Source organism: uncultured Rhodospira sp., assembly GCF_937138205.1.
Lineage (GTDB): Bacteria > Pseudomonadota > Alphaproteobacteria > Rhodospirillales > Rhodospirillaceae > Rhodospira.
Genome location: NZ_CAKZOT010000007.1, coordinates 1 through 10,938, shown reverse-complemented (window position 1 = coordinate 10,938; position 10,938 = coordinate 1). Strand labels below are relative to the sequence as shown.

At 69.5% G+C, this 10,938-nt stretch carries 9 protein-coding genes, 1 other RNA gene and 1 pseudogene; 6 read left to right on the top strand and 5 right to left on the bottom strand.

Features of this window, described 5'->3' with window-relative positions; translation table 11 throughout:
• Positions 1-369, bottom strand: an RNA gene (gene rnpB, locus Q0309_RS01255) — RNase P RNA component class A; the annotation flags it as partial.
• A 136-nt stretch (positions 370-505) separates the two neighbouring features.
• Here rnpB and Q0309_RS01250 point away from each other — a divergent pair.
• The 5 genes from Q0309_RS01250 (at position 506) to Q0309_RS01230 (ending at position 4,608) form a co-directional block, all read left to right on the top strand.
• Positions 506-1,270 (top strand): methyltransferase domain-containing protein, encoded by a 765-nt coding sequence (locus Q0309_RS01250; RefSeq protein ID WP_299436544.1) that lies wholly within the window; start codon positions 506-508, stop codon positions 1,268-1,270.
• A gap of 82 nt (positions 1,271-1,352) precedes the next feature.
• Positions 1,353-2,117 carry an ABC transporter permease gene (locus Q0309_RS01245; protein WP_299436547.1) on the top strand — a complete coding sequence of 255 codons (765 nt, stop codon included), beginning with the start codon at positions 1,353-1,355 and terminating at the stop codon, positions 2,115-2,117.
• Between the two features lie 103 nt (positions 2,118-2,220).
• On the top strand, positions 2,221-2,637 hold the full coding sequence (locus Q0309_RS01240) for a DUF2202 domain-containing protein (protein ID WP_299436541.1): 417 nt from the start codon (positions 2,221-2,223) through the stop codon (positions 2,635-2,637).
• 213 nt (positions 2,638-2,850) lie between these two features.
• Positions 2,851-4,209, top strand: a complete 1,359-nt coding sequence (locus Q0309_RS01235) for an FAD/NAD(P)-binding oxidoreductase (protein WP_299436538.1) — start codon at positions 2,851-2,853, stop codon at positions 4,207-4,209.
• Between the two features lie 21 nt (positions 4,210-4,230).
• Positions 4,231-4,608 carry a DUF5368 domain-containing protein gene (locus Q0309_RS01230; RefSeq protein ID WP_299436535.1) on the top strand — a complete coding sequence of 126 codons (378 nt, stop codon included), beginning with the start codon at positions 4,231-4,233 and terminating at the stop codon, positions 4,606-4,608.
• 102 nt (positions 4,609-4,710) lie between these two features.
• Here Q0309_RS01230 and cbiB read toward each other — a convergent pair whose 3' ends face one another.
• The 4 genes from cbiB to Q0309_RS01210 form a co-directional block, all read right to left on the bottom strand.
• Positions 4,711-5,727, bottom strand: coding sequence for an adenosylcobinamide-phosphate synthase CbiB (gene cbiB / locus Q0309_RS01225; RefSeq protein WP_299436532.1), 1,017 nt, complete (start codon positions 5,725-5,727; stop codon positions 4,711-4,713).
• Positions 5,728-5,788: 61 nt separating this feature from the next.
• Positions 5,789-7,372, bottom strand: a complete 1,584-nt coding sequence (locus tag Q0309_RS01220) for a peptidoglycan -binding protein (RefSeq protein WP_299436529.1) — start codon at positions 7,370-7,372, stop codon at positions 5,789-5,791.
• A 42-nt stretch (positions 7,373-7,414) separates the two neighbouring features.
• Positions 7,415-8,596, bottom strand: a complete 1,182-nt coding sequence (locus Q0309_RS01215; protein ID WP_299436526.1) for a flagellar motor protein MotA — start codon at positions 8,594-8,596, stop codon at positions 7,415-7,417.
• A gap of 93 nt (positions 8,597-8,689) precedes the next feature.
• Complete coding sequence (locus Q0309_RS01210; protein WP_299436523.1) at positions 8,690-10,090, bottom strand: OmpA family protein; 1,401 nt, start codon at positions 10,088-10,090, stop codon at positions 8,690-8,692.
• Between the two features lie 567 nt (positions 10,091-10,657).
• On the opposite strand from Q0309_RS01210, the pseudogene Q0309_RS01205 reads away from it, so the two are divergent.
• Positions 10,658-10,938, top strand: a pseudogene (locus Q0309_RS01205) (hypothetical protein); the annotation flags it as partial.

The window sequence follows — 10,938 nt, the reverse complement described above, 5'->3', positions numbered from 1 at the left end:
CGCGATGGATGGCCATTCATCTGGGACGCCCGTCGCCGGACGCCTCGCGCGACATACCCGAGCGGCGGCGCGGAAACCCGCCTGCCCCCACTCCGTGAAGAGCTGGGCCGGCCGCTCCTACTCCGTCTTGCTCCCGGTGGGGTTTACCATGCCTCCCCCGTCGCCGGGGGAGCGGTGCGCTCTTGCCGCACCCTTTCACCCTTGCCCGCCGGCCCGCCCCGAAAGGCGCAGGGACGGGCGGTTTGCTTTCTGTGGCACTTTCCCTAGGGTCGCCCCCGCCGGACGTTATCCGGCACCGTGTTCCCGTGGAGCCCGGACTTTCCTCCCCAACCACGTCGCCGTGGCCAGGGCGGCCATCCAGCCATCTGACGCCCCCTCAGGATAGGGCGCGTCGGCGCCCGGTCAACCTCGCTCGGTGCATGATCACCATCCAGCTTCTAGGGATGCGAAGCGCCGCCGAACGTGGCACAGTTCGGGGCAGCCGCAACCGCGTGGGACCACGACCGTGGCCGACTGCACCATCGACTGGGACGCCTTTTTCACCCTGCATCACGACCTGCCCCGCGAGGGACCCGGCAGCGACGCCATGACGGAGCAGGTTGCGCGCGGCCTGCCGCCGCTGCCGGCGGGCGCCATCCTCGACCTGGGATGCGGCCCCGGGCGCCAGACGCTCGTGCTGGCGCGCACGCTCAAGCACTCCGTCATCGCCATCGACACGCACCGGCCCTATCTGGAGCGGCTGGCCATGGCCGCCGACCACGCCGGGCTGTCCACCCTGGTCGAGACGCGCCAGCAGTCCTTTTTCAACCTGGCCGACGAGCCCGACGGCGTGGCCCTGATCTGGGCCGAGGGCTGCATTTACATTCCGGGCTTCGTCGACGGCCTGAGGATGTGGCGGCCGCTGTTGGTGCCGGGCGGCCTGTTGGTGGCCAGCGACGTGGTGTGGCTGACCGACGATCCGCCGGACGAGGTCCGCGCCTTCTGGGACGAGGAAGGCGCCGAGATGCGCACGGTCGAGGAAAAATGCATCCAGGCGGCGGCCGAAGGGTACGAGGTGCTGGGCACGCACACGCTGCCGAAACAGGCGTGGTGGGACGAGTACTACGCACCGCTGGAGGCGCGTAGCGCCGCCCTGCGCGACGGGGCCGGGCCGGCCCTGACGCAGGTGCTGGACGGCAACGATCACGAAATCGACATCTGGCGGCGATTCGGCGACAGCTTCGGCTACGTCTTTTTCGTGCTGCGCAAGGTGGCCGATGACAGCCCGTGACGACGCCGCGTCGGCCGGCGCGCTCGACGCACGCGAGAGCCACGCCGCCCGGCATTTCTCGCCCCGGCGGGTCTATGCCCTGATGCTGCGGCACTGGTTTCTGATGCGCGGCTCCATCCCGCGCCTGCTGGAACTGACCTACTGGCCGATCATGCAAATGGTCACCTGGGGCTTCATCACCCAGTTCCTGGCGTCGGAGTCGAGCCTGATCGCCCAGGCGGCCGGCATCTTCATCGCCGCCGTGCTGCTGTGGGATGTCATGTTTCGGGGCAACCTGGGACTGTGCCTGTCGTTCATGGAAGAGATGTGGGCCCGCAATCTGGGCCACCTGTTCGTCAGCCCGCTGCGCCCGCTGGAACTGGTGGCCGCGCTGATGGCCATGAGCGTCATCCGCACCCTGATCGGCATCCTGCCGGCGACAGCGCTGGCGTACCTGTTCTATGCCTACAACATCTATGACATGGGGCTGCCGCTGCTGGCGTTCTTCATCAACATGCTGGCCATGGGCTGGGTCATCGGTCTCCTTGTGAGCGCCCTGGTGCTGCGCCTGGGGCTGGGGGCGGAAAGCCTGCCGTGGATCCTGATCTTCGCCTTCTGGCCCATCAGCGGCATCTACTACCCCATGGACGTGCTGCCGGGGTGGCTGCAGGCGATCGGCTACAGCTTCCCGCCGGCGCACGTGTTCGAGGGGATGCGCCAGGTGCTGTTCGAGGGGACGGTGCACTGGGGCCATCTGGCCGCCGCCGTGGGCCTGAACGGGCTGTACCTGGGCTTGGCCACGCTGTTCTTCCTGCATGTGTTCCGCGTGGCGCGGGTGCGCGGCCTGCTGCTGAACATCGGCGAGTGAGCCCGGCCGCTCACCCGCCTTTGCCACCCTTTGCGTTTCGACAATTACACCCGTCCGTGCATCATGGATACTGGACGCCTCGCGAAATCCAGGAGATTCGGTGATGCTGGAGACGGTGCGCGCGGCTCTCGCGGAGGCCCTTGACGCGGAATACCGGGCGGAAGCGATATACGAGTCGGCGATCGCGGCGTTCGGCCCGGTGGAGCCGTTCGTCGAAGTGGTGGAGCTGTCGCGTCGCAACACAGACGAGTTACTGCGGCTGTTCGAACGCCACGGCCTGGAACCGCCGGCGAACGACTGGCGCGGCCGGGTCGCCAAACCCGCCGACGTGGCCGACGCCTGCCGGACCGCGCGCACGGTGGCGGCGACGACGGCGGAGCGGTACGAGCGTCTGCTCGGCACGGTGGAGGTCACCGACGTTCGTGCCACGTTCCAGCGTCTGCGCGACGCCCTGCGCGCGGTCGACCTGCCCATCCTGCAGCAATGCCGCGACCGCACCCAGCATCTCGACGCCATTTAGGCCGCCTCACCGCTGACGCCGGCACCCGGCCCCCCGGAATCGGTTCTGCCCCTGGAAACCAACCAGGAGGTCAGGCGCGTATCGGGGGCGCGCCACGAAAACGGCATTTGCATTAGCAAGTACTTATATATATAAATGGCGGATGCACCCGGGTGCGCCACGGCGCGCCGCCGGCACCAAACAAGAATGCATCCAAAGGGAGGACAGCTGCCCATGGAACCGTTGAAGACCAGTCCGCCGGGACCGGCGGGCCTCGACCGCCGCACCCTGCTCAAGCTCGGCGCCGCCGGATCGGTTCTGGCCGGCACCGCCGGCCTCGGCGCGATCCCGGCGCGGGCCCAGGCCCCCGGCCGGGTCCAGAGCAACGCCCGTATCGCCATTGTCGGCGCCGGGGCGGCCGGCCTGTCCATGGCCTCGCGCCTGGCGGACCGACTGGACGGCGCCAAGATCACCCTGATCGACGCCCGCAAACGCCACCTGTACCAACCGGGCTACACCCTGGTCGCCGCCGGCCTGAAGGCGCAGGAGTACCCGATCTCGCGCACCGAGCAATACGTCGCGCCGGGCGTGGACTGGATCCAGGAGGCCGCCGAGGAGATCGACCCCGACGCCAAGAAAGTCGTGACGGATAGCGGCCAGGAGGTGGCCTACGATTACCTCGTCGTCGCCGCCGGCATCCACCTGGACTATGACGCCCTGGAGGGCATGGAGACCGCCCGCATCGGCCAGGAAGGCCTGGGCAGCCACTACATGGGGCCGGAAGCCGCCTACGCCACGTGGCGCGAGATGTCTCGTTTCGTCGAGACCGGCGGCACCGCCGTGTTCCAGCGCCCGGCCACCGAAATGAAGTGCGCCGGCGCGCCGCTGAAGTACACCTTCCTGACCGACGATCGGATGCGCCAGAACGGGTCGCGCGACAAGGGCCACATCATCTACGCGGCGCACACCGACAACCTGTTCAGCGTGCCCATCGTGCACGAGAAGGTGCGGATGCTGTTCGACGATCGCGGCTTTGACGTGCGCTACAGCCACGTCATGACCGGCATCGACCTGGGCAGCAAGGAGGTCCACTTCGACACCCCGAACGGCGTCGAGAAGATCAAGTACGACTTCGTCAACGTCATCCCGCCCATGCGCGCGGCGAAGGTCGTGCGTGACAGCCCGCTGCCCTGGCAGGACGACTCCGCCTGGGCGCGCGACGGCTGGGTCGAGGTGGACAAGCACACCATGCGCCATCCGCGCTATCCCGAGGTCTTCGCCGTCGGCGACGTCGCCGGCGTGCCCAAGGGCAAGACCGCGGCCAGCGTCAAGTGGCAGGTCCCCGTGGCCGCCGATCACCTGGTGGCCGCCATCGCCGACGCCGACAGCGATGCCTATTACGACGGGTACACGTCCTGTCCGTTGATCACGCAGATGGGCCGCGCCATGCTGATCGAGTTTGACTACAAGAACAACCTGACGCCCTCGTTCCCCGGGGTCATCGCGCCTCTGGAGGAACTGTGGATCACCTGGGTGATGAAGACCATCGCCCTGAAGCCCACCTACATCGCCATGCTGCGCGGCGAGGCGTGAGACCACGGGGAGGACTGACACATGGCCGGGTTTGATTTTGCCGTCTACATCTCTGTATTTCTGGAAATGATGGGCAGCATCCTGTGGCTGCTGGTGGCGCTGGCCGTGCTCGGCCTGGCCGGTTTCGTCTATGTGATCATGCGCGACGGCACGATTCACAGCCGCCGCCTGTTGCGTGCCGAGATCCTGGGCGTCTTCGGCGGGTTCGGCGCCTTGGCCCTGATGGCCTACGTCACCTTGTCCGGCTTCACCGACGCCGGCGGACCGGTCGACTGGCTGTTGATCGGCATCATCTGGGGCATGGGGCTGGTCGGCACCACGATTCTGGCCTATGCGGTGATGGGCATTTTCGACATCATGCGCGGGCGCGTCCCCGGACGCGCGGGCCAAGCCGCCTGACACCGGCTGACGAATGAACTGACTTCATTTGTCGGCCGGTTTCATTCCTATCGTCGCGCGGTATGATCCGGTCCGGTCCCGATGAGTCAGGGACGGGCATGACTATCCGGTCCCCACCAGGGCGATCTTGCCCAGTAATACGACCGCCACGAGCGCGCCATTGAGAAAGCACGCCCGCACGTACAGGCGCAGGGCGCGGCGGATGTCCTTCGGCGTGACGCGCACCCGGCCGTCGCCGACCCAGGGTTCGTCGGTGGCCCGGCCGTGGTACTGGCGCGGCCCCGACAGCGCCAGCCCGAGCGCGCCGGCCGTCGCCGCCTCTGGCCAGCCGGCGTTGGGCGAGCGGTGACGGCGCGCGTCGCGGCGCAGAATGCGCCAGGACTGGCGCCAGTCGGCTCGGGGCAGGGTTGCGGCGGCGGCCACAATCAACAGTCCTGACAGACGCGCCGGCAGCCAGTTCCAGGCGTCATCCAGACGCGCCGAGGCCCAGCCGAACTCCCGGTGGCGCTCGGTACGGTGGCCGACCATGGAATCGAGGGTGTTGATCATCTTGTAGGCTAGCAGGCCGGGCAGGCCGAAGACCACATACCAGAACACCGGCGCCACCACGCCGTCGGAGAAGTTCTCGGCCAGCGATTCCACGGCGGCGCGGCCGATGCCGCCGGCGTCCAGGCGCTCCGGATCGCGCCCCACCAGGTGGCGGATGACCTTGCGGCCCGCCTGCACGCCACCCGTCTCCAGCGCCCGGGCCACGTCGCGGACGTGGTCGTGCAGGCTCTTCTGCGCCAGCAGCACGGCCACGAGGACCAGTTCCACGACCCACCCGGCCAGGGCGGTGGTGGACAGCCATTGGATCAGCACACCGAACAGGGCGGCGGCGGCGGTCAGGCCCAGGGCAACCACGACTCCGCGCATTCGGCGGTCGAATGCGCCGCGCTCCGGGCGGTTCAGGCGCCCGTCAGCCTCGCCGATCCAGTGGCCCATGATGACCACCGGGTGCGGCAGCACGCGGAAAACCGGGCCGAACTCGCCCAGATAGGCGTCCAGCACCAGCGCGCCGAGCAGCAGCACCAGCGGGTCAAAGACATCGGTCGCGGCGTAATCGAACAGCAGGAACATGGCGGCGGCACCATGCCACCGGCGGGCGGGGGAGGGAAGCACCGTGGGGCCGCCGCTGTCCCTACCGCTGGTCCAGCTTCAGTTCGATGCGGCGGTTGCGGGCGTAGGCCTGTTCGGTGTCGCCCTCGGCCACCGGTCGGTGCGGGCCGAAGCCGGCGGCGGCCAGCCGCTGCGGCGGCACGCCCTGGTCGATGAGGAACCGCACCACCGAGATGGCGCGGGCCGCCGACAGTTCCCAGTTGTTGGCGAAGCGGAAGGTGTTGATCGGCCGCTTGTCGGTGTGGCCGTCGACGCGCAGGATCCAGTCGATATCGGACGGGAATTCCTGTGCCACGCTCATCAGCGTGTCGGCCAGGTCGGCCAGGTCGTCGCGGCCGGCCGGCCCCAGGGTGGCCTCGCCGACGTCGAACAGCACCTCCGACTGAAACACGAAGCGGTCGCCCTCGACGCGGATGCCCTCGCGGTTGCCCAGCACCTCGCGCAGACGGCCGAAGAACTCGGACCGGTAGCGTTGCAGTTCCTGCACCTTGGTGGCCAGGGCGGCGTTGAGGCGGTCGCCCAGGTTGGCGATCTGCACCCGTTGGGCCTCGTTCTCGGCCTCCTGAGCGTCGAGCAGATCGCCCAGGCGCGCCAGTTCGGCCCGCACGCGCTTCAACTGGGCGTTCAGCATGGCCGCCTGGGCGCGCGCCTGCTCGGAGATGGCCTTCTCCTCCTCCAGCGCCCCTTCGGTCTCCGCCAAGTCGCCCTCGGTCTCGGCCAGCCGGCTGTCGAGCGTGCGGATACGGTCCTCCAGCTCATCGCGCAGGGCGCTCAGCGCCTCCAGGTCCTGGCGCAGGCGCGCGAGTTGGGCGAGCTTGACCTCGATGGTTTCCTTGTCGGCCCGGATGGTCTGGTTGGCGGCCTCCAGTTCCGCCTGCAACGCATCGCGAGTCTTGCGCAGTTCGGCCACCTGGGCCTCCAGCCGCGCCAGATCGGCCAGCCGCGTCTCGATGGTCTCCTTGTCGGCCGCGATGGTGGCGTAGGCGCCTTCCAGGTCCGCCGACAGGCTTTCATTGAGCGCTTCCAGGCGAGCGATGTCCTCGCGCAGAGCCTCGCGCCGTGCCTCCAGGTCCTCGATGGTCGACTCGCGCGCGGCCAGATCGGCCTCCAGCGCCGCCACCCGGTCGGCGCGGCGGGTGAGGGCCGCCTCCTGCTCCGACACCTGACCCAAGGCCGCCTCCAGCCGCTCGTTGAGCGAGCGGCGGTCGGTCTCCAGGCTGGCGATCTCCTGGCGCTGGCGCTCGACCAGCCCCAGCATCTCGGCCAGTTCCTGTTGCGCGGCCTCGCCCTCGCGGGCGGTTCCGATCAGGGATTCCCAGCGCGCGTTGGCGGCCTGCAGGTCCTGGGACAACTGCGCCACGTCGGCGCGCAGGCCAGCGTTGGCTTGGCGTTCGATGGCCAGCAGATCCTCGAGTTCCCCGACTGTATCGTTCAGCCGCGCCAACGCCGCGTCGCGCCCGCTCAACGCCTGGCCGAGGAAGAACTGGGCCAGCACGAAGACCATCAGCACGAAGATGACGATGATCAGCAGCGTGGCCAGGACATCGACGAATCCGGGCCAGATATCCAGGCTCTGACTGGCGCGACGGCGGCTGAGGCTGCCCATGAGACTCCGTTCAGCTGTTCCGGGTCCGGCCCGGCCAAACAATCACCCCGGGCGCTGTTGGTCCGGCACCCCGGCCGTGGCGGCGATGGTGCGCGCCAGCAGCTTGATCTCGGCGCGCAGTTCCTTGACCGTCTGCTCGCGGTTGGCGGCCATCTCGTTGGCGATGTAGGTCACGGCGGCGTCGGTGTTGCGGATGTGGCCGCGCGTGGCCTCGTCCAGGCCTTCCTCGGCGCGGTGTTCGGTGGCGGCGACCAATTGCTGCATGAGCGGGCGCAGATCGGCGTGGCTTTCGGCCAAACGCAGCAGGACGGCCTGTTCGGTGCGCATCTGGTCCGTCAGGGTCGTCAGCGTTTCCACCAAATGCCGCATCTGCGTTTGCGTGGCCAGCCGGCTTTCCTCGCCCTGGGCGATGGTGCGTTGCAGGTCGTCCAGGCTGTCGGCGGTCTGCTCCAGCAGCGCCTGGATGTAGGCCGGCACCGAGCCGCCGCCCTCGCCCTCGCCCAGGCCGCCGCCGGACGACAGGCGCGTCAGGCCCGACAGCCATTCCTCCAGGTCGTTGAGAAAGGCGTTCTGGGCGCGGCTGGACTGAAGATCGAGAAAGCCCAGGATCAGCGACCCGGCCAGCCCCAGCAGCGACGACGAAAAGGCCGTGCCCATGCCCGACAGGGGGGCTTCCAGGCCGCTCTTGAGGTCGTCGAACACTGCCTCGGCATTATCGCCGGCGATGGTCAGGTCGCGGATGACATCGCCGATGGAACTGACCGTCTCCAGCAGGCCCCAGAACGTGCCCAGCAGGCCGAGAAAGATGGCCAGGCCGATGAAATAGCGGGCCAGATCGCGGGCCTCGTCCAGGCGCGAGGCCAGCCCGTCCATCAGCGAGCGCATGGCCGGGACCGAGATCGAGAACCGGCCGCGCCCGTACGACTTCTCCTTGTGCTCGGTCAGCATCTGCGCCATGGCGCTGAGCAGCGGTGGCGGCCGCTCCGAGGTCAGGCCGACCTCGCCGGCGCGGAAGCGCTCGACCCATGCCACCTCCGGGCCGAGCCGCAGCACCAGGCGGAAGTTCAGGCCGATGCCGAACAGCACCACGAACAGGATCAGACCGTTCAGGGCCGGGTTGGCCATGAAGGCGGACAACAGCGGCGGGAACAGCACGGCGGCGACCACGCCCACCATGGCGACGAACAGCACCATCCGCGTCAGGAAGCGACGGGGCTGGGTCATCGGCGGGGCTCCACGGTGCGGCTCTTCGTGTTTTGAGCGGGTTCACGCGCCAGATCGAAATCGCGGCGCGAGTCCGATGTGGCGCGATCCGCCTTAGCGCTCGGCGGTGACCACATCGACGCGATCCTTGCGGTTGTCCCCGGCCTGATCGCCGAGGGCACGGACGTCAATGCGGGCGCTGGCCACGCCCTGGTCGATCAGATAGGCCCGCACTGACAGCGCGCGGGACAGCGAGGTGCGGCGCGCCTGGTTGGCGTCGCCGCCGCCGTCGGCATAGGCGCGCACGGTGGCCCGCGCGGCCGGGTTGCCGTCCAGCACCGCCACCACGCGGTCCAGGGTGGGGCGCGCCGAGTCCGGCAGGTCGGTGCGGTCGCCGTCGAACAGCAGGCTGACGGTGCCGCCGGCCGGGGTGACGGCGCCGGTTCTGGCCGGCTCCGCCGGGCGGGAGGCCGTCTGTTGCGGTGGCGCGGTGTCGGCGGCGGGCTCGTCGTCCGTGGGGTCGCCCACGGACTCGGGCAACTGGGCCGTGGCCGGTTCGGCCGGAGGCGGCTCCGGCGGTTCGGCGGTATCCGGCGGGGGCGCGGCGGGCGCGGTTGGTGCTGGCGGCGGCGAGGCCGGCGGCCGGGTCATGGGCGAGCCGGTCACGGCCAACGGCGGCGGCGCGGGACCGACGCGACCCGAGGCGTCCGAGGTCAGCCGTGTCGTGCCGGCCATCAGGCGGGTGCGGACGGGTTCCGCCCCGGGCGCCCGGACGACGGAGCGCGGCGGCGCCTCCGGCTTGGTCATGGTGACGGAGGCCGGCGGCGGCGGGCCGCTGTCCGCCGGGGTGATATCAACGGGGCCCGGCGTCGGTTCGGACTCCGGTTCGGGCGGGGCCTCCGCCGATTGAGGGGCCGGCTCGGGCTCGGGCTCGGGTCGCGGCTCCGGCTCTGGGGGCGTCGTGGCCACCGTCTCGGGCACAGGTGGCGGCGGCGGCGCCTCGGCCGGCTCGGGCGCGCGCGGTGCCGGCGGCGGCGACGGCTTGGCGGCCGCCTGCGGGGCCGGGTCCGGGGTTGGCTCAGGAGTTGGTTCACGGGTTGGTTCAGGGGCCGGCTCGGGCCGGGCGGCGGTGGCCGGCCGGCGCACCAGCGGCGCCGGATCCCGGGCCGCCGGGGCGGAGATGATCGGTTCCGGCACGCCTGGTGGCAGCGTCAGGCGCGACCTTGGCATCCCCCGGGGCGGCAACTGCAAGGGGGCACCCACCGGCGGCGGCTCGGCGCCGGCGGGCGGTTGGTTGGCGCCATAGGCACCGCCGTATCCCGGAACGCCGGTGGAGCCGACGGCCGGTGCCTGCGGGCCGGCGAAGGCGGGGTTGACGACGACGCTGGGCGAGGACGTTTGCGCCTGCGCCTGCGCCTGCACCGGCGCGCCAATGGCGGCGGCCAGCAGAACGCCCGCGCAGGCCGACGCGGCATGCCGGGAACGGGGCTGGATGGCGGGTCGCTTCAGGCGCATGGCCGGCTCGTGCTTGCTGCCTCTGTCTGATTGCGGTCGGGGCCACCTGCGGCGGCCGATTGGCACAGTCTGGCGCCACACTATGGCGGTATCGAGGCCCGGGACGGGCCTACTCTCCCGCGCATCCCCGGGCAGGGCTCACCGTATATCACGGGCGAGTCGGGGGCAAGCGTGGGCGAAACGGCCGGGTTTGCGCGGGCGTTGTGCCGCCGCGACCGGGAGAGGGCAGGGTCGGGCCGACGGCAGCGTTGCGTAGACCGTTGAGTTAAATCGTACATTTTCGCCGACGCCGGCGCACGGCGCACACTGCCGCGCGGCGCGTCGGGTTGTGGTGCAGGAACCAAGCCACGGGTCTCGGGGGCGCCCTTTTGTCGGGAAACACCGGCGGGAGTGTAGCATGAGGGGTCGGAGGGCGGGGCCAAGACTCGAGTGCTTCGGATGCCGCATTCGTGCCACTCAACACCTGGGTGCCGTCAACTGAGTCTGGCCCTAGGCGGCGTGCGAGTAACGAATGGTAAACATGACCGGCCTATGATCTTGAAAAAGTTCGATTCAAGGGCGCGCTGAATGCTACCGCAGTTCGATATGTCCGAGGTTCTGCCACCCTTTACAGGGAGTGACCCAACGATACCGGCCAACATGTCGCCCTATCCGGCCCAGATGACGGAGGTGGCGGAAAGGTTCTGCACGTCCGTGGAACGAAAAACCATCTTGAACGGTCTGCTCCAGTACAGGACCGATCTGATGTCGGCCGGGATCATCTCGGGTTTTCAATGGCTTGACGGCAGCTTCGGTAACCGGGGCAAAAGTCCGGGCAGCGGGACTCATAATTGGTTGCGCGCGAATCT

What these genes read in the sequence shown, in the direction of transcription:
- Q0309_RS01245 (WP_299436547.1), top strand. Translation starts at nt 1,353, where the DNA reads ATGCTGCGGCACTGGTTTCTGATGCGCGGCTCCATCCCGCGCCTGCTG.
- Q0309_RS01240 (WP_299436541.1), top strand. Translation starts at nt 2,221, where the DNA reads ATGCTGGAGACGGTGCGCGCGGCTCTCGCGGAGGCCCTTGACGCGGAA.
- Q0309_RS01235 (WP_299436538.1), top strand. Translation starts at nt 2,851, where the DNA reads ATGGAACCGTTGAAGACCAGTCCGCCGGGACCGGCGGGCCTCGACCGC.
- Q0309_RS01230 (WP_299436535.1), top strand. Translation starts at nt 4,231, where the DNA reads ATGGCCGGGTTTGATTTTGCCGTCTACATCTCTGTATTTCTGGAAATG.
- cbiB (WP_299436532.1), bottom strand. Translation starts at nt 5,727, where the DNA reads ATGTTCCTGCTGTTCGATTACGCCGCGACCGATGTCTTTGACCCGCTG.
- Q0309_RS01220 (WP_299436529.1), bottom strand. Translation starts at nt 7,372, where the DNA reads ATGGGCAGCCTCAGCCGCCGTCGCGCCAGTCAGAGCCTGGATATCTGG.
- Q0309_RS01215 (WP_299436526.1), bottom strand. Translation starts at nt 8,596, where the DNA reads ATGACCCAGCCCCGTCGCTTCCTGACGCGGATGGTGCTGTTCGTCGCC.
- Q0309_RS01210 (WP_299436523.1), bottom strand. Translation starts at nt 10,090, where the DNA reads ATGCGCCTGAAGCGACCCGCCATCCAGCCCCGTTCCCGGCATGCCGCG.